Annotated in this window: 20 protein-coding genes and 1 pseudogene; 18 read left to right on the forward strand and 3 right to left on the reverse strand. The window is 41.2% G+C overall.

Features of this window, described 5'->3' with window-relative positions; all coding sequences use genetic code 11:
- Nucleotides 1-15: 15 nt before the first annotated feature.
- The gene (locus NST02_RS03210; protein WP_137743449.1) at nucleotides 16-528 is read left to right on the forward strand and encodes a YwgA family protein; all 513 of its coding nucleotides are present in this window, start codon (nucleotides 16-18) and stop codon (nucleotides 526-528) included.
- Between the two features lie 110 nt (nucleotides 529-638).
- Here the strand turns inward: NST02_RS03210 and NST02_RS03215 are convergent, their stop codons facing one another.
- Nucleotides 639-824: a 2-hydroxymuconate tautomerase gene (locus tag NST02_RS03215; RefSeq protein WP_095312190.1), complete on the reverse strand. Its 186-nt coding sequence runs from the start codon at nucleotides 822-824 to the stop codon at nucleotides 639-641.
- Between the two features lie 264 nt (nucleotides 825-1,088).
- On the opposite strand from NST02_RS03215, the gene NST02_RS03220 reads away from it, so the two are divergent.
- A complete protein-coding gene (locus NST02_RS03220; RefSeq protein ID WP_137743451.1) occupies nucleotides 1,089-1,745 on the forward strand; it encodes a site-2 protease family protein in 657 nt (218 codons plus the stop codon).
- A gap of 22 nt (nucleotides 1,746-1,767) precedes the next feature.
- A complete protein-coding gene (locus NST02_RS03225; protein ID WP_340947981.1) occupies nucleotides 1,768-2,283 on the forward strand; it encodes a YwhD family protein in 516 nt (171 codons plus the stop codon).
- 487 nt (nucleotides 2,284-2,770) lie between these two features.
- Here NST02_RS03225 and NST02_RS03230 read toward each other — a convergent pair whose 3' ends face one another.
- Nucleotides 2,771-4,843, reverse strand: coding sequence for a transglycosylase domain-containing protein (locus NST02_RS03230; protein ID WP_340947983.1), 2,073 nt, complete (start codon nucleotides 4,841-4,843; stop codon nucleotides 2,771-2,773).
- Nucleotides 4,844-5,218: 375 nt separating this feature from the next.
- Here NST02_RS03230 and speE point away from each other — a divergent pair, with 375 nt between their 5' ends.
- From speE to NST02_RS03275, 9 genes and pseudogenes are all read left to right on the forward strand, one after another.
- On the forward strand, nucleotides 5,219-6,046 hold the full coding sequence (gene speE / locus NST02_RS03235; protein WP_095312178.1) for a spermidine synthase: 828 nt from the start codon (nucleotides 5,219-5,221) through the stop codon (nucleotides 6,044-6,046).
- Nucleotides 6,047-6,061: 15 nt separating this feature from the next.
- Nucleotides 6,062-6,934: an agmatinase gene (gene speB / locus NST02_RS03240; RefSeq protein ID WP_095312176.1), complete on the forward strand. Its 873-nt coding sequence runs from the start codon at nucleotides 6,062-6,064 to the stop codon at nucleotides 6,932-6,934.
- A 289-nt stretch (nucleotides 6,935-7,223) separates the two neighbouring features.
- Nucleotides 7,224-7,670, forward strand: a complete 447-nt coding sequence (locus tag NST02_RS03245; RefSeq protein WP_328591999.1) for a DUF1934 domain-containing protein — start codon at nucleotides 7,224-7,226, stop codon at nucleotides 7,668-7,670.
- Nucleotides 7,667-9,337 (forward strand): arginine--tRNA ligase, encoded by a 1,671-nt coding sequence (argS, locus tag NST02_RS03250; protein WP_137743455.1) that lies wholly within the window; start codon nucleotides 7,667-7,669, stop codon nucleotides 9,335-9,337. Before NST02_RS03245 ends, argS begins: the two co-directional genes overlap by 4 nt.
- A gap of 56 nt (nucleotides 9,338-9,393) precedes the next feature.
- Nucleotides 9,394-10,476: a tRNA 2-selenouridine(34) synthase MnmH gene (gene mnmH, locus NST02_RS03255; RefSeq protein ID WP_340947988.1), complete on the forward strand. Its 1,083-nt coding sequence runs from the start codon at nucleotides 9,394-9,396 to the stop codon at nucleotides 10,474-10,476.
- Nucleotides 10,477-10,537: 61 nt separating this feature from the next.
- Nucleotides 10,538-10,717 (forward strand): XapX domain-containing protein, encoded by a 180-nt coding sequence (locus NST02_RS03260; protein ID WP_095312167.1) that lies wholly within the window; start codon nucleotides 10,538-10,540, stop codon nucleotides 10,715-10,717.
- Nucleotides 10,718-10,785: 68 nt separating this feature from the next.
- A pseudogene (locus NST02_RS03265) lies at nucleotides 10,786-11,337 on the forward strand (GNAT family N-acetyltransferase).
- Nucleotides 11,338-11,414: 77 nt separating this feature from the next.
- Nucleotides 11,415-11,732 (forward strand): PadR family transcriptional regulator, encoded by a 318-nt coding sequence (locus NST02_RS03270; RefSeq protein WP_095312164.1) that lies wholly within the window; start codon nucleotides 11,415-11,417, stop codon nucleotides 11,730-11,732.
- The gene (locus tag NST02_RS03275) at nucleotides 11,732-12,256 is read left to right on the forward strand and encodes a DUF2812 domain-containing protein (protein ID WP_340947990.1); all 525 of its coding nucleotides are present in this window, start codon (nucleotides 11,732-11,734) and stop codon (nucleotides 12,254-12,256) included. Before NST02_RS03270 ends, NST02_RS03275 begins: the two co-directional genes overlap by 1 nt.
- A gap of 387 nt (nucleotides 12,257-12,643) precedes the next feature.
- Here NST02_RS03275 and cls read toward each other — a convergent pair whose 3' ends face one another.
- Complete coding sequence (cls, locus tag NST02_RS03280; RefSeq protein WP_095312158.1) at nucleotides 12,644-13,846, reverse strand: cardiolipin synthase; 1,203 nt, start codon at nucleotides 13,844-13,846, stop codon at nucleotides 12,644-12,646.
- 258 nt (nucleotides 13,847-14,104) lie between these two features.
- On the opposite strand from cls, the gene NST02_RS03285 reads away from it, so the two are divergent.
- The 6 genes from NST02_RS03285 (at nucleotide 14,105) to NST02_RS03310 (ending at nucleotide 21,656) form a co-directional block, all read left to right on the forward strand.
- On the forward strand, nucleotides 14,105-16,216 hold the full coding sequence (locus NST02_RS03285) for a heterodisulfide reductase-related iron-sulfur binding cluster (RefSeq protein WP_340947992.1): 2,112 nt from the start codon (nucleotides 14,105-14,107) through the stop codon (nucleotides 16,214-16,216).
- Between the two features lie 288 nt (nucleotides 16,217-16,504).
- Entirely contained in the window at nucleotides 16,505-17,698 is a 1,194-nt protein-coding gene (locus NST02_RS03290; protein ID WP_340947994.1) for an acetyl-CoA C-acetyltransferase, read from the forward strand.
- Nucleotides 17,698-18,549: a 3-hydroxybutyryl-CoA dehydrogenase gene (locus tag NST02_RS03295; RefSeq protein ID WP_212934033.1), complete on the forward strand. Its 852-nt coding sequence runs from the start codon at nucleotides 17,698-17,700 to the stop codon at nucleotides 18,547-18,549. The genes NST02_RS03290 and NST02_RS03295 overlap by 1 nt, the downstream gene beginning before the upstream one ends.
- Nucleotides 18,550-18,696: 147 nt before the next feature.
- Entirely contained in the window at nucleotides 18,697-19,827 is a 1,131-nt protein-coding gene (locus NST02_RS03300) for an acyl-CoA dehydrogenase (protein WP_137743459.1), read from the forward strand.
- A 17-nt stretch (nucleotides 19,828-19,844) separates the two neighbouring features.
- On the forward strand, nucleotides 19,845-20,984 hold the full coding sequence (locus tag NST02_RS03305; protein WP_137743460.1) for an acyl-CoA dehydrogenase: 1,140 nt from the start codon (nucleotides 19,845-19,847) through the stop codon (nucleotides 20,982-20,984).
- A gap of 33 nt (nucleotides 20,985-21,017) precedes the next feature.
- Complete coding sequence (locus NST02_RS03310) at nucleotides 21,018-21,656, forward strand: TetR/AcrR family transcriptional regulator (RefSeq protein ID WP_137743461.1); 639 nt, start codon at nucleotides 21,018-21,020, stop codon at nucleotides 21,654-21,656.
- Nucleotides 21,657-21,670: the final 14 nt, after the last annotated feature.

Genomic DNA, 21,670 nt, shown 5'->3' on the forward strand with positions numbered 1-21,670 from the left:
GGAGTTGACCTTGTCTTGTTAAAAGATCACGCTAAGCTGATGCAAGCACTTGCCGCTTCAGGTGAAATAACTGGTCGGAAGAAGCTGCAAAAGATGATATATATTGCGAAGAAAATAACATTCCCATTTCAGGAACGATTTCAATTTCATTTTTACGGGCCATATTCAGAAGAACTGACCTTACGCATGGAAGAGCTTTGTAATATGGGTTTTGTCGATGAAGTGAAAGAGAATAAAGGTGGATATTATCAATATCGTTATACATTAACGGAAACAGGTAAAGAGTTTCTTAGTTTAAATGAAATTGATATGCCATGCCTTGAGGATTGCATGACCGACATGAATGAGCAAAGTGCACGATTTCTTGAACTTGTATCGACCATTCTTTATTTTGACAGCCTCGATAGAAAAGAGGTCGAGGAAAAAGTTCATACTCTTAAAAAGAAGCAAAATTATACGGGGGAAGAAATCGATCAAGCATATGCATATATTGAACAGCTCCACCAAAAAGCCAAGCCTCACGCATAGAGGAATTAAAATAAGTAATAGCATATAGCTGCTTTTACGTTAAATTAGGAAAAAACACTGCACCAGACATTAATGTTCGTGCAGTGTTTTATTGTATTGTTTAATAATGCTTATTGATCGCTTAAACGTTTCCCGGCAACGGCATAATGATTTTTGGACATTTCTTCAATAAAGACAACGATGTTTTCCTGTTTAGCTCCTGTTGTTTCCTTTACCGCCTCAGTGACTTTTTCCACCAACGCTTTTTTTTGTTCCTCAGTACGACCTTCAAGCATTTTCACTGTTACGTATGGCATGATCATTCCTCCTCTTATGTAATTCAATCACAAGTAGTGTTCCATATTTTCAGTGGATATGCAAGGGGCAGCTGTGAAACTTCCTCTTTTCCCTTTCTGAAAAGAATCATGTATACTTTAAATGGAATAAATTCTTTTATTTATTAGTCACCAATAACCAACTAGATAAGTGGCGGCTGTCATATATCTCAAACATTAAATATTTTGGCAAACTGTGTAGGAAAGAGATTGAATACATAAAATGAATATGGAGGAGTTTTACGGTTGGAACAATTTTTAGCATTTCCCATAAATCAAATTCCGTATGTGGTGATTACCTTAATGGTTGCATTTACGGTACATGAATTTGCCCATGCCTATGTAGCATACCGTTTTGGTGATCCTACAGCGAAAAATCAAGGGAGATTAACGTTAAACCCCATTCATCATCTTGACCCAATTGGTACGATCCTCATTTTTATTGCCGGTTTTGGCTGGGCAAGACCTGTCCCTGTGAACCGTTTCTTTTTCAAAAAGCCGCGCCTAGCGAGTATTATGGTTTCAATTGCAGGGCCGTTGAGTAATTTGGTTATGGGCTGTATCGGCTTTATTATTTGGTATGTCCTTGTGGGAACAGGACTTGCTGTAGAAGCGCCTATTTATGTGTCAGAGTTTCTTGATATGTTTATTAAGTTAAATTTGCTCTTGTTTGTTTTTAACTTATTGCCGTTCCCACCCCTCGACGGTTATCGTATTATTGAGGATTTAGTACCTGCGACCGTTCGACCGAAGCTGACGCAGTTCGAACAATACGGCTCCATTATTTTTTTAATTTTAGTCATTACTCCGTTGGATCAATATACGATTCACCCCATTTTAAATACTTTTTACCCGGCAATTGTCGGAGGACTAAATGACTTTTTCTATTACTTATTAACATAATGCTTGAAAGGGAGGAATTCCGATGACTGAGAAGAAAAAAAAGGTTGGTTTCAATATTATTAAAAGCGATCCGATGGATGGTCATAAAGGATTTGGTGTTGGAACTTTAAGTTTAGATAATATTTCACCAGTTATTATTGATGTTGAGGCAGGAGAAGCGGTCGTCGATATTGGAGCATTGCATGCCCGAAGTGCAGTAGAAAAACGAATTAAATTTTTAAAAAATAAAGAGGAAGTTCCGAACGGAAAGCCTTACTGGTTAGTATGGGTCACCATCGATCGCAATGAAGAAGGACCTTATTATGCAGGGGTTACTGCTTGTGAAATGACTGTTGATCAGGAAATTCGCAGAGGGTATAAATCCCTTCCCGAACATGTGAATCGTATGGATAAATCGCTGAAGCGCCATATTATTGTGGAGCATATGGATGAGAAATCGAAACGGGTTTTAGCTGACTTTCTAAGGTCACATAATGAAGATATGTGGGAGAGGTCATCCCAACAGTTGAAGGATGATTTAATCGTATCAGGCGGTTGATAACCGCCGTTTTCTTTGGTGCTTGCTTGTCTACTATTTCTTTATCTACCATGGTCATTCCGCTCCTCTAAAGCTTCGCGCGGTAATGCGTCAAATGCTTTCAATGATGATAGCTATTATTTTTGACTTTGCTTCACTTTGGACTGGATAAAAAGTTTGATTTAAGCGTAACAGTACAGGCTTTATTGAAATTGTGTCTAAAATGTGACAGTTTTCTGAATTTTTCTAAGAGGACTTGCTGTTTTTCTATAAAAAAAGTACACTATGGTCAGCGAAACACGCTATAAAACTAGGACAAGAAAAGCCTCGGCCTTTATTAAAGGTTCGAGGCTTTTCTATAAGTTATTTAAGAAATGTAGGGCGGATGGAGTGGCATGTGGCAGTCATCCGATGGAAACAATTATTTATTTTTTGTGAATTGGACGTCACGCTGAGCCATATGGAGCAAAAGTTACTCCATTCACTTCAATCAAAGACCAGCACTCATTTAACCCCACATAAAAATTTTCTTATACCATGGTACTTTTTCCTCATGATCATGAGGGACTTCTTTTTTAGGGAGCTCTTCATCTTCGAGAATATGGTCAATGCAATATTCGGTTGGTTCCGTTCCGGCTACATAATAGGTGAGCCGTTTTACAGGGCAGTCTTTTGTCGCTAATTTTCCATTTTCCGGGTTAATATAGATGCCGACTGTACCTTTAGGTGCTTTAAACGGTTTAACTGCTTCACCTGCAAGAGCATCTTCCATAAAATGAAGCCAAATGTTTTTTGCATAGCTTTTTTCAGCGACGATTTCAATCGGTTTTCCTTGATCGTAGCCTGTCCATACAGCGGTGACAAGCTGTGGAGTAAAGCCGATCATCCAGTTATCGGTATTGGTCGAACCTGATTTACCGGCATAGATTCTCGTCATATCATTAATGACGGTATTGCCTGTTACACTTGTATAACCATTTAATTTACGATCAAACATTCCCGTCATCATATGAGTCGTGACAAAGGCTGCGTCTGGGCGCAATACTTCTTCATCCACTGGATTATGCTCATAGATAACATCGCCGCGATGGTTTTCCACTCTTGTTATTAACACAGGTGTAACCTTTTTTCCACCGTTGGCAAAGTGGCTGTACGCATTGGCCATCTCGACGACCCGCACTCCTGAAGTGCCGAGTGCCAATGATGGAACCTCCTGTAATTTTGTTGAAATTCCTAATCTTTTCGCTGTTTCTATTAAAGCATCTTCGCCTAAAAATAAATGGGTTTTCACGGCAAAAACGTTGTCAGAGAGAGCGAGTGCCTGAGCCATCGTAATTTCCTTGTTTGCATACAAATTATTGTAATTGTGCGGAGTGTAATCTGCTCGATTGTCATCAAATTTAAAAGTTGTAATTTCACTGCGCATCGTTGTCGACGGGGTAAACCCTTGTTCAATCGCTTTATAGTATAAAAAGGGTTTCATCGTCGAACCGGGTTGTCTCACCGCCTGTGTTGCCCGGTTAAAAGGGCTGTTCTCATAATCGCGACCGCCAACCATTGCCTTCACATGGCCATTGGCAGGATTCATGGCCACCAATCCGACTTGAATCTCGGAATCTGTCGCAATTAACTTATCAATATTTTTTTCTGCATCCTCCTGTTGCTTTGTATTGAGTGTTGTGTAGACTCTTAGGCCTCCCAATTCAATAGTACGTTCATCTAAATGGAGAACATTTTTCAAGGCACTTTTAACCGCGTCCTGAAAGTAGGGAGCAATTTTTCCGATGGAGTGACTATGTTCGCCAATAATGTCAAGCTTTGCTTGTGACGCAGCAGCAGCTTCTTCCTCTGAGATCAGTTCGTTGTTGGCCATCATTTTTAAAACAAGCTGTTGACGAGACGTTGCTTTCTCCATGGAGGCTAGAGGGCTGTAAAGGCTTGGTCCCTTAGGAATTCCTGCTAGCATCGCCGCCTCCGCCAAACTAAGATCGGCAGCATCTTTTCCAAAATAAAACTGACTGGCTGCTTGAATGCCGTAGGCACCTTCACCGTAATAGATTGTATTTAAGTAGCCCTCCAATATTTCATTTTTCGTATAATTCATCTCAATGCGAATCGTATAAAAAGCTTCCAATAGCTTTCTTTTCCATGTTTTCTCATGCTCTAAAAACAGATTCCGTGCATATTGTTGACTGATCGTGCTTGCACCTTGCACTTTCGCCATCGCTTTAATATCCGCTACTACCGCTCCGGCGATTCGTTTATAATCAAAGCCATGATGTCGGTAAAAACTCCGGTCTTCAATGGCTAAAGTGGCATCGACCAATTCTGGAGCAATATCCTCAAGCGCAACCCAATATCGCTTTTGTCCGCTATGGCTTTCTCCGATAATTGTTCCATCATCAGAATAGTAGAGTGATGATTGTGGAACGGCCAAAGGTGGAGGGCCTAGAATTTTCGCATAAATAAGGATGCTCACATAAACGATCAATGCAAAAGCTAGGAAGATTGAGCCGATAATGAGTAGGGCTCGCAAATATTTTAGCGTTCTCTTAAACCTTTGATCTGTCATAAGTTCCATTGCTTCATCCCCCCTTGCCATCTATTTATTCGTTATGTCTAGTATGAAAAAAATGGCATCGTTTTAAACATGAAAGTCGAAAATTTACAATTCTATTAAGCAAAGGTTTAGCGGACGGCAGATTTTCTAATTTTTTTCTTGCATTTTTGCTAGATTCAACTATACTTTTCTCATGTTTGCAAAATGTTGGGGAATAATAGCAACTGCAGATCCAACAGCTGTATCCCAAGTTGGACATAGTGAAGAGACACTGTTGTCTGATGCTAAGCTTTCGGGCGGTTTTGGCACCGTTTAATGTGGTAAAAGCTTGTAAAAGTTTGATTTTGTAGCAGTCTCTCAACGGCTCACATGCCAATATAGAAAGGACTGAAGCAGATGGGTATTTGGTTTACGGAAAAACAAACGGAAAACTTTGGAATAACGATGAAAGTGAAACAAACTTTACATACGGAACAGACTGATTTTCAAAAACTTGATATGATTGAAACAGAAGAGTGGGGCAATATGCTTCTTCTCGACAATATGGTGATGACGTCTGTAAAGGATGAATTTGTATATCATGAAATGGTTGCTCATGTGCCATTATTTACACATCCTCAGCCTGAGCATGTTTTAGTAGTGGGCGGTGGTGATGGAGGCGTTATTCGTGAGGTATTAAAGCATCCAAGTGTGAAAAAGGCGACGCTCGTTGACATTGATGGCAAGGTTATTGAATACTCTAAGAAATTCCTTCCCGAAATTGCAGGTAAGCTAGATGATCCACGTGTCGATGTCCGTGTTGACGATGGGTTTATGCATATTGCTAAAAGCGAAAACGAATATGATGTCATCATGGTCGACTCTACTGAACCAGTGGGTCCTGCCGTTAACTTATTCACAAAGGGTTTTTATGCAGGAATTGCGAAAGCGTTGAAGGACGATGGGATTTTCGTTGCTCAATCCGATAATCCATGGTTCAAAGCAGATTTAATTCGCAGTGTTCAAAAGGATGTCAAAGAAATTTTTCCCATAACTCGTCTATATACAGCGAATATTCCAACCTATCCTAGTGGACTTTGGGCGTTTACGATTGGTTCAAAGAAGTATGATCCATTAGAGGTACCCGCGGAGCGGTTCCACGAAATTGACAGCAAATACTATACAAAAGAATTGCATAAGGCAGCCTTTGTTCTGCCGAAATTTGTACAAGATTTAGTGAAATAACTGGAGGAAAAGTGAATGCGTTTTGATGAAGCTTATTCAGGCAATGTTTTTATTAAAAGTCACCCGAATTTTGAAGAAAGCCAAGCGGTGCTGTACGGAATGCCGATGGATTGGACCGTAAGCTATCGACCAGGTTCTCGTTTTGGTCCCACGAGAATTCGTGAAGTTTCAATCGGGCTAGAAGAATACAGTGCTTACTTAGATCGGGAATTAGAGGAAGTGAAATACTTTGATGCGGGTGATATCCCCCTTCCTTTTGGGAATGCGCAAAAGAGCCTTGATGAAATTGAAAATTTCGTTGATAAAGTATTAGCCGCAGGGAAATTCCCACTAGGAATGGGAGGAGAACATCTTGTCTCATGGCCCGTTATAAAATCGGTCTATAAAAGGTACCCGAACTTAGCAATCATCCATATTGACGCCCATGCGGACCTGCGCACCGATTATGAAGGAGAGCCATTATCCCACTCAACTCCAATTCGCAAGGCAGCGGAATTGATCGGTCCAAAGAATGTATACTCTTTTGGGATTCGGTCTGGGATGAAGGAAGAATTTCAATGGGCGAAGGAAGTAGGGATGCATATTTCAAAATTTGATGTTCATAAGCCGCTAATGGAGATCCTTCCGGTTTTGGCTGGACGACCTGTTTATGTGACAATTGATATCGATGTGCTCGATCCAGCGCACGCGCCTGGAACAGGAACAGTTGATGCAGGAGGAATTACGTCACGAGAACTGCTTGCCTCAATTCATGAAATCGCTCGCTCTGATCTCAATGTTGTGGGAGCTGACCTAGTCGAGGTTGCCCCGATATATGACGCTTCAGAACAAACGGCTAACACCGCCAGCAAGCTTATTCGAGAAATGATTTTGGGCTTTGTCAAATAATACAATCGGTCTTTGACTGATTGTATTTTTTCTGTTTCTAGTAGTTTTGCTTTCAACTTTGTTGGGCACAATTAAGAACTGCTCTGTTGATTTGAATGATCACGGGAGGTTTTTTCAGTGAGAATATATCGATGATTTGAGTAGTTTTGACAAAATCTAAATCGTGATATAGTTATCCTGTTGAATGGGACTTGTAGTGGTATAATAGTATACGACCCTGAGTCATTGTACTCTGTCATTCACTGGAAGTGAAGGGCGTCAAAATAATTATGATTTCAATAAAAAGGATGTGTCGCAGTTGTCAGGACGTCCAACAGAGCAAAAGCCTGTGAAAATAAATGTAAATACGACGATTTGGGACAACGGTGAGAAGGAAACTTTTGAATTAACGACATTTGGACGATACTATGAAAAAAGGGGTTCTGCCTTTCTCCAATATGAAGAGATTATGGAAGAAGGCACCGTTAAATCGATCGTAAAGATCTCAAAGGATGAAACGCTAATTTTACGAAGTGGCGCTGTTAATATGAGAATGGTGTTTGAAGCGAATAAAAAGCACCCAGGTAGGTATGAAACTCCGTTTGGAACGTTGGGAATAACCACGAAAACAAAGAGCCTTGTGCATCGTTTGGAAAATGAAGCGGGAAGGCTCTCTATTTCTTATGATTTACATATGCACGGAGCCCTTGCAGGAATGTATCAATTGGATATTAAGTTTGAGGAGGAGAAAAAATGAATATCGTCGAGGAAGTACAAAGTAAATTAAAAGATGAAATCAGAGCAGCTGTCATTAAAGCAGGTTTGGCACAAGAAAATGAGCTGCCGAACGTTGTCTTAGAGATTCCGAAAGATAAGACGCACGGTGATTACTCAACAAATATGGCCATGCAATTAGCAAGAGTGGCAAAGAAAGCACCGCGTATGATCGCAGAGGAACTTATCAATCACTTTGATAAAACAAAGGCTTCCATTGAAAAAATTGAAATAGCCGGTCCTGGATTTATTAATTTTTATATGGATAATAGCTACTTGACCCATTTAATCCCAACCATTCTTCAGGCAGGAGAAAACTACGGTGAAACCACGGTAGGGAATCACCAAAAGATCCAAGTTGAGTTTGTGTCAGCGAACCCTACAGGAGACCTCCATTTAGGACATGCACGCGGAGCGGCGGTTGGAGATTCTTTATGTAATATTCTAGCTAAAGCGGGTTATGATGTTTCTCGAGAGTATTATATTAATGATGCTGGAAATCAAATCAATAACTTGGCTCTGTCAGTAGAGGCCCGTTATTTTCAGGCGCTTGGCTTAGAGAAAGAGATGCCGGAGGACGGTTACCATGGGGAAGATATTATTGGCATCGGGAAAAAATTAGCGGAAAAATTTGGTGATAAGTACGTTCATGTCGAGGAAACGGAACGCTTCGATACATTCCGCCAATACGGTCTTCAATATGAAATGGAAAAGCTTAAAAAAGACTTGGAAGATTTTCGCGTCCGCTTTGACGTTTGGTATTCTGAAACATCCCTTTACCATAATGGAAAAATCGATACCGCCCTGCAAAAGCTCAGAGATAATGGCTATATTTATGAAAAAGACGGAGCAACATGGTTTAAATCAACGGAATTAGGGGACGACAAGGACAGAGTGCTCATTAAGCAAGACGGTTCGTATACGTATTTAACACCGGATATTGCTTACCATAAGGATAAATTAGATCGCGGTTTTGAAAAGCTGATAAATATTTGGGGTGCTGACCACCACGGTTATATTCCAAGGATGAAAGCAGCGATTCAAGCATTAGGTTATTCTAAGGATGCACTTGAAGTCGAGATTATTCAGCTTGTGCACCTTTATAAAAACGGTGAGAAAATGAAAATGAGCAAACGGACGGGGAAAGCTGTCACGATGCGCGATCTAGTCGATGAAGTAGGATTGGATGGGGTCCGCTATTTCTTTGCGATGAGAAGTGCCGATACACACATGGACTTTGATTTAGACTTAGCAGTTTCCCAATCAAATGAAAATCCTGTTTACTATGCTCAATATGCCCATGCCAGAATTTGCAGCATATTACGTCAAGGCGAGGAACAAAATATCACCATTAGCAAAGAGGTTGATTTAGCACAAATTACGGCTGAAAAAGAAATTGAAGTGTTAAAGAAGCTCGGTGAATTCCCATTAGCAGTGGCTGAGGCGGCAGAAAAGCGGATGCCGCATCGTATTACGAACTATATTTTTGAATTAGCATCAACCTTCCATAGCTTTTATAATGCGGAAAAGGTACTGGATGTGGAAAATATGGAACGGACGAAGGCGCGTCTTGCTCTTATTAAATCAGTTCAAATTACTCTTAACAATGCATTATCATTAATCGGAGTATCAGCTCCTGAAAAGATGTAACAGCTGGGTCTCCTTTGGAGACCCTTTTGAAATTAGCAGAACAAGGATGAGGCAAGATGGAGGCAATAACGATGAATTATGACCGAACAGTTGAGGAATTTCTAAATCATCAAGAGATTTACATTCCTGTCGATGTGCGATCTCCCGGTGAATTTCAGGACAGCCGCATTCCGAATGCAATTAATGTTCCTCTATTTACGGATGAAGAACGATCTGAAATTGGTACATTATATAAGCATGAAGGTCAAAAGGCGGCTAAATGGAGAGCAATGGAATTGGTTTCTCCGAAGCTTCCGTCGCTATTAGAGGAAATTAGAGAAATTGAAAAAACAAATAGGAAGCCTCTTCTTTACTGTTGGCGTGGAGGAATGAGAAGTCAGTCGATTGCCCATTTTGCCATGATGTCTGGTTTACATATACAACGGCTAGAAGGTGGCTATCGAGCCTATCGCGAGTATATTGTTGACCGCATCCCGACCATGCTTCCAAAACAGGCAGTTGTCATTTATGGTTTAACGGGTACAGGAAAGACAGAGATTCTTCATCGTCTAAAGGAATTCGGTTATCCGGTTCTTGATTTAGAAGGCTATGCCAATCATAAAGGTTCTGTTTTCGGAGCGATTGATGGGCATCAGCCATATAATCAAAAAATGTTTGATGCTTTATTGTTTGAAGACTTACAATGCATTGCAAACAGTCCATATTTTTTTATGGAGGGAGAAAGCAAACGAATTGGCCATGCTGTTCAGCCCCAAGAGCTTTATGAGAAGAAGGAGAATGGCATTCATATTCGCATCGTTTCAGATTTGCAATCAAGGGTCGAGCGGATTTATGAACAATATGTTGAAGAAACAGACGCTTTCCACGCTAGAGTGGAGTATGCCTTGGGAAGAATTATAAAAAGAATTAAGCCAGAGGAAATCCAAAAGAAAATTCAGCACTGTTTGGCAGAGAAGAACTATCGTGAAATGATTCAGTTACTTATTGTTCATTATTATGATCCGAGATACGATAACAAAATTAATGAAAGCTTGAATACAGCTCTAGAGGTTCAATTTGAGTCGCCAGAAAAAGCAGCAAAACAGATTATGGATTTTATTGAAGAGAGATTCGCGTCTCACCCGAAAAGCTTAGTCTAGATAATTGAGCTTATTCTGGGAAAAATAATGTTAGATTCCTATGATTTTGAAGGAGGATAACATGAAGCTTGTACTTTTATCAATTCTCACAGGATTTATCGTCGGCTTTATTTTTGCTTTGCTTAAGCTTCCGATCCCTGCACCGCCTGCACTTGCCGGGGTAACAGGGATCATTGGGATTTATTTTGGCTTTAAAGTATATGAACAAATATCACCGTGGTTACAGCGAATTTTTAGCTAGGAAATGCGGAGGGGCGGCTTTTTTTATGGCTTCCCTCCTTTGTACTTCCATTTGAAAGGAACCTGAAGATGAAAGCGGAACAAACTGATTTTTTTATTAATCAATTACATTATTGCATTAGGTCTGCAAATGATGAGGATGCAAAAGAACTATCTGAAGTAAGAGTGCAAATTGATGGTGAAACTGAAAATATGGCTCGGGAGCAAGGCGAGGGATACATAGATGAGCAAGGATTTAAGCGGATCATTGCGGAGGATCTCCAAGCAGAAAAAAACCTATTTCTTGTTACCGAAACGAATGGGAAAATTATTTGATTTTCGAGGTGTGAAGGAAACAAGTTGAAGAGAAGCTTACATAAAGTCGAATTCGGAATCTGTGTTTTAAGAGAATATTGGGGCTTTGGCATCGGAAGAAATTTATTGCAGCAATCGATTCAATGGGCTGACAGCAATGGAATCATCAAAATGGAATTGAACGTTATTGAAACAAATGAAAAAGCGATTAGCTTATATCAGAAAAATGGTTTTGCGGTTGAAGGTGTTTTAAAGAAGGATAAACGTTTATCAGATGGGAATTTCTACAATACGATAGTGATGGGACGACTTAACCAAAATAATTAATCATGATTGCTTAATATATCATTTTGTGATATATTTTTAATGTGATATATCATAAAGTGATATAAAAGGAGGATGAAATGAAATCATTAGAACAGCTTACGGATTCAGTATTTTACATTATGGCAGCATTAACGGAGCCAAGGCACGGCTATGCAGTCATGAATTTAGTGGAAGAAACGACAAACGGACAGGTTGTAATCGGGCCTGCGTCGCTCTACACGATTATTAAAAAACTATTAAACGAACAACTAATTAGCCTCCACGATGATACGGATTCACGCAGAAAAGTCTACGTATTAACCAAAAAAGGATGCGATATTTTACGTGAGGATATTAAACGGCGCAAAATCATGGTCGAACTGGCGGAAAAAGGACTTGAGAGGAGATGGGAGTAATGGCGCAAACGAAATATCTAATGTCAAACGGACTCGCCTTTTCAGAACAAAAGGACATGGAAACGCTTAGGAAAAAGGCGTTAAAAGGCTGGAACTTAAAGGGTTTTCGATTCATGGGCTATAAACTTGAATATGGGGAACCAGAGGATGTCATTTATAGCATCGATTATCGCTTGTTGGCGCCTGATGAAGAAGCGGAATACTTTGAAATGTTCTCTTCAGCAGGCTGGACTCATGTTTGTTCTGAGTACGATAGGCATATCTTTAAAGCAGAGCCAGGAACAGCGCCGATCTATAGTGATATAGAGTCCAAGATAGACAAGATTGATCGCTTGGCAAACCCAATAAAAATGGTTGTACTATTTCTAGTCGGAATGATGCTTGCATTTTGGTTATTGTTCACCTTTGCCTCAGGGATTGTTCAAAGCGTCAGTCGAGGGATTTTCCTTTTCTTTCTCGTCCTAACGATTCCGGCACTCATGACTTTATTTGCAACTTACTATCATAGGTGGAAAAAGCTATAGGAAAGAAACAACCATTCCGTTATCTAAAATGAATTGTAGCCATATTTGCACAGAAAAAGAGGATACCAAGTTTGGAAAGTCCGAATAGAGAGCGACTATTCGACCGGAAAGGGGAGCCCGCGAGCAGGAAGAATCCGAATAGAGAGTGTATTCGGACAGAAAAGGGAGCCCGCGAGCAGGAAGGGTCCGAATAGAGAGTGTATTCGGCAGAAAAGGGAGTTCGCGAGCAGGAAGAGTCCAATAACGATTTTAGTTAGAATAGTTTGCAGATTCGGCTGGTGAACAGTTGCCGGGGGGGGGGCCAGCCGAGTCCGAATGCTTCTCAAATAAAACCTCAAAAAGGTACAAACTGATTATTGTCTGTACCCAATGACTTTAAACGAAGTCTTATAAAAAATGGGAGATCGATTTTGCAACTCCTTCTTTAATACGCGAGAAGAGACTAAGGGAGTTTAAATCCTCTAATGAAAGCTTCACTGAATCCTGTAAATCTTTTTTTAAAATAAGTTTAACTTCTTCAATCACTTGCAGGTCGTAAATATAGCAGTTTATTTCGTGATTAAGAAAGAAGCTGCGATTATCAAAATTAGCTGTTCCGAGGTCGCAAATTTGATCGTCAAATAGCAGGATCTTGGCATGATAAAAGCCATTTTTAAACTGGTATACATTGGCGCCGGCAGCGATGATGGCTCTCAGGTGTGGAAAGGACGCTTCTTTTACAAGGATATGATCGGATACATAAGGGACAATGATTGTTAATTCCACTCCCCGTTTCAGTGCATCAAGAAGGTCGTCGAGAATTCTTTTACTTGGAATAAAATAAGGGCTTCCAATAGTGATCGATTTTTTGGCTTGCTGGATGAGAGTTGAAAAAGTGTCTTCTAAAATAAATCCTTCTGTTGAAATGATTTTATGTCGGCTTCTGCCTTTTTCCAATGGTGGAAAATAGATTTTGTTTTGCCGTAAGTTGGTCTTAGTTGCTTCTTGCCAATCAAGAAGAAATTGCTGTTGTAAATCGAGAACGCCCTCGGCAGTAATTTTAAGATGATAATCACGCCAAGGGCTAAGCTTCGGATCTAAGTCAATGTATTCATTGCCGACATTGTAGCCACCTATATAGCCAATTTTCCCATCGATCACAGTAATTTTGCGATGATTGCGTACTTGGGAAGAATAAAAATAAAAAGGAAATGTTGGTACGTTGGAAAAAGCAAACTCTGCTCCAGCACTTTGCAGTTCCTTAATCTTTTTTCTTGAGACCTTTAGGCTCCCAGCCCAATCGAGTAAAAGTCTGACCTCGATACCTTCCTCTGCTTTCTTTTTAAGAAGAGAAAGAAATTCATTGCCGAACCGATCATCATTGCAAATATAAAATAAGACGTGGATATGTTTTTTGGCATGATTAAAATCATCAAACATATGATTAAATAGGTCAGTCCCATGAGTGAAGATTTCAAGATTGCTTTCACGGAACGGAAAGGCATTGCTTTTTATCGTCGGCAATTGCTTTTTTCTTCCAAATTTATAATCAAAGGTCAAAAATGCACCGATGACAAAGATAGCAATTAAAATAAAAATTAGGATTTTCAATGCTATCCGCTCCTTTATCTGATTGGTAATCATATTGTCCCCGAAATAATACCTTCTATAACGGTTTTTCAAGTCTGATTTAAAAAGAAAATATTGACTGAACGCTCATTCATTATATAATGGAATTATATAAATTCTGAAAATTTTACATGTTAGGACCATTTCACTCATGGTAAAGCTTCGATTGTGAAGGGCTCTGTTATTAAAATTTTCCTCACTCAACAATATTCGAATAAAGAAAGGAGCGTTTCATTTCAAATGAATGGACTATTATGGATCAATCTTATTGCAACCCTTTTTGTAATCGCTTACGGAGTGAGCCTTTTTGTGTATGTTGTGAAAACAAGGATCGAATACATTAAGCTCGGGAAAAAAGAAGAGTTTGATAACAATGTGAAAGAACGGATGAACAAAATATGGGTGATGGTGTTCGGGCAAAAAAAGCTTCTTAAGGACAAAAAGAGCGGAATCATTCATGTAATGTTTTTTTACGGTTTTATCCTTGTACAATTCGGAGCGATTGATTTCATTATCAAAGGGATTTATCCTGGCGCCCATTTACCATTTGGCCCCCTTTACGGTGGCTTTACATTCTTCCAGGAAATTGTCACTTTAATCATTTTAGTGGCGGTTGCTTGGGCTTTCCATAGACGTTATATTGAAAAGCTCGTTCGGCTAAAAAGAGGTTTTAAGTCAGGATTGGTATTGATTTTTATTGGCGGTTTAATGCTTTCAGTACTGCTGGGGAATGGTATGAGTATGATCTGGCATGGGCATGAGGCTACTTGGACGGAGCCTGTTGCTTCTCTCATTGCGACAGCGTTTTCGGGTATGGGAGAGACTGCTTCTATCGTTGTCTTTTACCTCGCTTGGTGGATCCATTTACTGTTCTTATTAACTTTCCTCGTCTATGTGCCGCAAGGGAAGCATGCTCATTTAATTGCGGGTCCAGCAAATGTTTACTTTAATCGCCTTGAAAAACCAGGGAAATTAAGAAAGATTGATTTTGAAGACGAAACGCAAGAAACGTTTGGCGTAGGGAAAATTGAGGACTTCACACAGCTTCAATTAGTGGATTTATATGCTTGCGTAGAGTGTGGACGCTGTACAAATATGTGTCCGGCGACCAGTACGGGAAAAATGCTTTCACCGATGGATCTTATTTTAAAGCTTCGCGATCATTTAACAAACCACGGTGCGGCCGTAACCTCGAAACAGCCGTGGGTTCCAACCTTCGCTTTTGCAAAAACACAAGGGAATCAGCTTGCTCTTGCCGCTGCAGGAAAAGGTGTTGAGGAGAGTGCTGCGTCCCTTGCTTACAGCCCGAGCTTAATAGGTGAGGTGATTACCGAAGAGGAGATCTGGGCTTGTACAACTTGCCGAAATTGTGAGGACCAATGCCCTGTTATGAATGAGCATGTAGAAAAAATTATCGATCTTCGCCGTTACTTAGTGTTAACGGAAGGAAAAATGGATGCGGATGCTCAGCGTGCGATGCAAAACATTGAACGTCAAGGAAATCCATGGGGGTTAAACCGGAAAGAACGTGAAAATTGGCGTGATGCTAGAGAAGATGTAGAAGTAAAAACGGTGAAAGAAATGAAAAAGGCAGGTGAAGAGTTCGAATATCTTTTCTGGGTAGGCTCTATGGGTTCTTATGATAATCGTAGTCAAAAGATAGCCTTATCATTTGCAAAATTATTAAATGAGGCAGGGGTGAAATTTGCCATTCTTGGCAATAAGGAAAAGAATTCTGGCGATACGGCCCGTCGCCTTGGAAATGAGTTTGTCTTCCAGGAGCTTGCTGCCAATAATATTGCAGAATTTGAAAAAAATGACGTGAAAAAGATCGTGACGATCGATCCACATGCATACAATATCTTTAAGAATGAGTATCCTGATTTTGGATTAGAGGCAGAAGTCTATCATCATACGGAAGTCCTGTACCAATTGGTGAAAGATGGCCGCTTAAAACCGAAATATGCGGTCAATGAAACCATTACTTTCCATGATTCTTGTTATTTAGGGCGCTACAATGAAGTCTACGATCCGCCGCGTGAAATTCTTAAAGCGATTTCAGGTGTGAAACTAGTGGAAATGGAACGGAACCGTGATACGGGGATGTGCTGTGGAGCTGGCGGAGGTCTGATGTGGATGGAAGAGGAGACCGGACACCGCATTAATGTTGCTCGCACAGAGCAGGCATTAGAGGTTAATCCGACTGTTATTAGCTCCGGGTGTCCATACTGCTTGACAATGCTTTCCGATGGTACTAAAGCGAAAGAAGTAGAAGAGCAAGTTTCCACATATGATGTTGCAGAACTTCTAGAAAAGGCAGTTTGCGGCGAGGCTGCAGAACTAGCTTCGTAAAGAATGGCTCCAGCGAGTTATCAGCTCGCTGGAAATGCCAATTTTTTTTGCTATAATCATTCGGAATTTTTGATTTTTTAAAAACATATTCAAATTTTTCAGTGGATACTGTAAAATGAGTGTGAATAAAGCGTTTTCAAAATCTGCGAGACAGTATGGAAACGAAAAGTTTCCATTTCTTCACGTTTAACTTCGAGCGAGCGTTCAGTCAGTCATGTTCAACACCTACCAAGATCAATCAAATCTTATGAATTCCATTAAAAATTTAATAGAAAAGGAGAATCTAGGATGGGGAAAACAGTCATTCTCAGCGGGGTAAGAACGCCTTTTGGCAAATCAGGAGGAGCATTAAGCAGTCTTACAGCTTCAGATTTAGGAGGAATTGCCGTTAAAGCAGCTTTAGAACGGGCGCAAGTGAAGGGGGAAGAAGTGCAGGAGGTTATTTTAGGAAATGTTCTGCAAGGTGGTCAAGGGCAAATTCCGTCACGGCAAGCGGCTAAAAAAGCTGGTATTCCTTGGAGTGTGAAAACAGAGACAATTAATAAAGTTTGTGCATCTGGGATGAGGAGTGTCACTTTGGCGGATCAAATAATTCGCGCAGGAGATGAGGAAGTAATCGTAGCCGGTGGGATGGAATCGATGAGCAATGCCCCGTATTTTTTACCGAATGTCCGCTTTGGCCTGAAAATGGGAGATTCCGTTGTAAAGGATTTAATGGTGCATGACGGATTAACATGTAGCTTTACAGGCGTCCATATGGGGACATACGGAAATGGGGTTGCCGAGGAGCTAGCAATTAGCCGGGAAGAACAGGATCAGTGGGCTTTGCGCAGCCATGAGCTCGCATTAGCGGCGATTGAATCAGGAAAGCTCTCTGAAGAAATCATAGCAGTCGAAGTACGGCAAAGAAAAGGGGCAGCGGTGACGGTTTCCGCCGATGAGGCGCCAAGGAAAGATACATCACTTGAACGATTGGCGAAATTGCCGCCCGTATTTGATGCTGATGGAACGATTACGGCGGGTAATGCCCCGGGGGTAAATGATGGAGCTGCTGCCCTCGTGCTCATGAGTGAAGAACGAGCGATAAGAGAAGGAAAAACGGTGGAAGCCTACATTATTGGGCAGGCAGCAGTTGCGGTTGAAGCTAAGGACTTTCCGAAAACCCCTGGAATGGTCATTAATGAGCTTTTGGTGAAAACGGGAAAAAGCGTTGAGGAAATCGCGCTATTTGAAATTAATGAAGCTTTTGCTGCGGTTGCCCTTGCCAGCAGTCAGATCGCCCAGCTAAATCCAGAAAAGGTCAATGTAAATGGTGGTGCGGTTGCTTTAGGACACCCAATCGGTGCGAGTGGTGCGAGAATCATTGTCACGCTTATGCATGAATTGAAGCGTCGTGGAGGCGGTATAGGAGTCGCAGCCATATGCTCCGGCGGTGGTCAAGGGGATGCCATTATGATTGAAGTTCCAAAGGGTGAAGCCTAATGAAGATAGATAAAATAATGGTGATTGGTGCAGGGCAAATGGGCTCAGGTATTGCCCAAGTATGTGCTCAGGCCGGATTTAAAGTGCTATTGCATGATTTGAAAACGGAATTCGTGGAGAAGGGGCTAAGTGTAATTAAAAAGAATCTGGCGAGACAGGTCGCGAAAGAAAGAATGACTGAGGCAGAGCTAGAGAATATTTTAGGAAACATCACGCCATCCACCGAACTCCGCAATGCCGGTACTGTCGATTTGGTCATTGAGGCGGCTGTGGAAAATATGGAAATAAAAGCGGAACTTTTTAAGGAGCTAGATCAACTCGCACCTGCTCACGCGATTTTAGCAAGCAATACATCCTCCTTGCCAATTACAGAGATCGCCGCCGCTACGACACGGCCGGAAAAAGTGATAGGGATGCATTTTATGAATCCTGTTCCAGTTATGAAGCTCGTTGAAATTATTCGCGGACTTGCAACAGCAGATGAAGTGTACAACACGATTGAAGATATTACCAAAAAATTAAATAAAGTTCCAGTTGAGGTGAATGATTTTCCTGGATTTGTCTCCAATCGAATTTTAATGCCGATGATTAATGAAGCGATTTATACCTTGTATGAGGGCGTGGCTACGAAAGAAGCGATTGATGAAGTGATGAAGCTCGGTATGAATCATCCGATGGGGCCGTTAACACTCGCCGATTTTATCGGATTGGACACATGTCTCTACATTATGGAAACGCTTCATGAAGGCTTTGGTGATGATAAATATCGCCCATGTCCGCTGCTGCGCAAATACGTCAAGGCAGGCTGGCTTGGTAAGAAGTCAGGAAGAGGATTTTACGAATATGCATAAGGATTGAACTTTTCCGGAATCAACACTGAAAATTTCGGAATTCGTACTCACTTTTCCGGAATTCGCACTCGTTTTCCGGAATTAAGGCTTAAATTTCTGGAATCAACACCAAGTTTTCCGGAATTACATCAAGAAAGGGGGAGAAGTATGAATTTGCGATTGACAGACGAACAGGAAATGTTGCGAAAAATGGTTCAGGATTTTGCACAGAAAGAGATTGCCCCATTTATTGAAAGGATGGAGCAAGGTGAATTTCCACGCAGCATTGTCAAGCGAATGGGCGAGCTTGGTTTGATGGGAATTCCTGTTCCAGCAAAATATGGCGGGGCAGATATGGACTTTATCTCTTATATATTAGCAATCCATGAAATTTCCAAGGTTAGTGCGACGGCTGGCGTCATTTTATCTGTCCACACATCCGTTGGGACGAATCCGATTCTTTATTTTGGAAATGAGGAGCAAAAGGAAAAATATGTTTCAAAGCTTGCTTCTGGTCAATATTTAGGGGCATTTTGCCTAACGGAACCAAGCTCGGGCTCAGATGCAGGGAGTATAAAGACAAAGGCGGTATTAGACGGTGAGCACTATATATTAAATGGTTCAAAAGTGTTTATTACGAACGGTGGAGAGGCGGATATCTACATCGTCTTTGCTTCGACAAGACCAGCGGCAGGTGCAAGGGGGATTTCAGCTTTTATCGTGGAAAAGGATACTCCAGGGCTTATTGTCGGCAAAGATGAACATAAAATGGGCCTGCACGGATCGAGGACTGTTCAGGTGACCTTTGAAGATATGAAGGTAGCAAGGGAGAATCTCCTTGGCCAGGAAGACCACGGCTTTAAAATTGCGATGGGGAATTTAGAAGTTGGCAGAATTGGCATTGCAGCTCAGGCACTTGGTATTGCAGAAGCCGCATTTGAAGCAGCGACGAATTATGCAAAAGAGCGCCATCAATTTGGCAAGCCAATCGCCACTCAGCAAGGGATAGCATTTAAACTTGCCGATATGGCTACGCAGATTGAAGCAGCAAAACTATTAATCTACCGAGCGGCTGATTTGAAAGCAAATGGATTGAAATGTGGAAAGGAAGCATCGATGGCCAAGCTTTACGCTTCAAAAACGGCAGTTTCCGTAACAACAGAGGCGATTCAAGTATTTGGCGGTTATGGCTATACAAAGGATTATCCGGTAGAGCGTTATTTCCGCGATGCAAAGGTAACGGAAATTTATGAAGGGACAAGTGAAATTCAGCGTATTGTGATTAGCAAGAATTTATAAAGAAAGAGGGAGCAAAAATGAGATTCCAATTATCCGAAGAACATGAAATGATTCGTAAAATGGTAAGAGACTTTGCAAATAATGAAGTCGCCCCCACTGCTGCTGAACGGGATGAAGAGGAACGTTTTGATCGGGAAATTTTCACACAAATGGCGGAGCTCGGTTTAACAGGAATTCCTTGGCCAGAAGAGTATGGGGGAATTGGCAGTGATTATTTAGCGTATTGTATTGCGGTTGAGGAATTGTCCCGAGTTGACGCATCCATCGGTGTAACTCTCTCAGCCCATACTTCCTTAGCTGGCTGGCCAATCTATAAGTTTGGCAGTGAGGAACAGAAACAAAAGTATTTACGCCCGATGGCTTTGGGGGAAAAAATCGGTGCTTACGGATTAACAGAACCAGGAAGCGGCTCGGATGCAGGTGGTATGAAGACAACTGCTCGCCTTGAAGGTGATCATTATGTTTTAAATGGTTCGAAAATTTTTATTACAAATGGCGGAGTAGCAGACATTTATGTCGTCTTTGCCCTAACCGATCCAGCCCAAAAGACTAGGGGAACGACAGCCTTTATTATTGAAAGTGGTTTTCCAGGTTTTTCGGTGGGGAAAAAGGAGAAAAAACTCGGGATTCGTTCATCACCAACGACGGAGATCATTTTTGAAGACTGCCGTGTGCCGGTGGAAAATGTACTAGGCCGAGTTGGCGAAGGCTTTAAAATCGCGATGATGACATTAGATGGCGGGCGTAACGGAATTGCCGCCCAAGCAGTTGGAATTGCTCAAGGGGCATTGGATGCAGCAGCCAATTATGCAAAGGAACGTCATCAATTTGGCAAACCAATCGCTGCCAATCAAGGGATCGGTTTTAAATTAGCAGATATGGCTACGAATATTGAAGCGGCTCGACTATTAACCTATCAAGCGGCATGGCTTGAATCGGAAGGGCTTCCATATGGGAAGGAATCGGCGATGTCAAAGCTATTTGCTGGGGACACAGCGATGAACGTGACAACAGAAGCGGTTCAAATTTTCGGCGGCTACGGCTATACGAAGGATTATCCAGTTGAACGGTTTATGCGCGATGCGAAAATTACGCAAATTTATGAAGGGACACAGGAAATTCAACGTCTTGTTATTTCAAGAATGATAACAAAATAAAAATCTCCTGAAAAAGGAGGGAGGATATCATGAATGAAAAAGCGTGAGGTTCATGCATCCGTAAAAGATGAGCGTCTTGTCATAAAAAGGAGAAATCAAATGATTAAAGGGGCTGTTACGCTTTTTAAAGAAAAGGGATTCCACCGAACAACAACAAGAGAAATTGCAAAAGCAGCTGGGTTTAGCATTGGAACGTTATATGAATATATTCGTTCGAAGGAAGATGTCCTGTATTTAGTGTGTGACAGTATTTATGATGAGGTACACAATCGCCTACAAAAGGATATTGATACAAAACGCGGAACTCTTGAAAGCCTTCGACTTGGCATCGGCAACTATTTTAGAGTCGTAGATGATCTTCAAGACGAAGTGCTTGTCATGTATCAGGAGGCGAAATCTCTTTCCAAGGATGCACTTCCATATGTGTTGAGAAAGGAAGCAGAGATGGCGCTCATCATTGAGGATATTATTAATCGTTGCGTTGAAAATGGTGAGTTGGAACTGTCGGCAGAACAGGTGAAGCTCATGTCACATAATATTGTTGTATTAGGGCAAATGTGGGCGTTTCGCCGTTGGAATATTCAAAAGATGTACTCTCTAGAGGAATATATCGAAATTCAAATCAAGCTTATTTTTGAGGGGATTAAGAACAAAGAAGTTTCATCACCATGAATGGAGCCAGCTTT

Source organism: Robertmurraya sp. FSL W8-0741 (assembly GCF_038004005.1).
GTDB lineage: Bacteria > Bacillota > Bacilli > Bacillales > Cytobacillaceae > Robertmurraya > Robertmurraya siralis.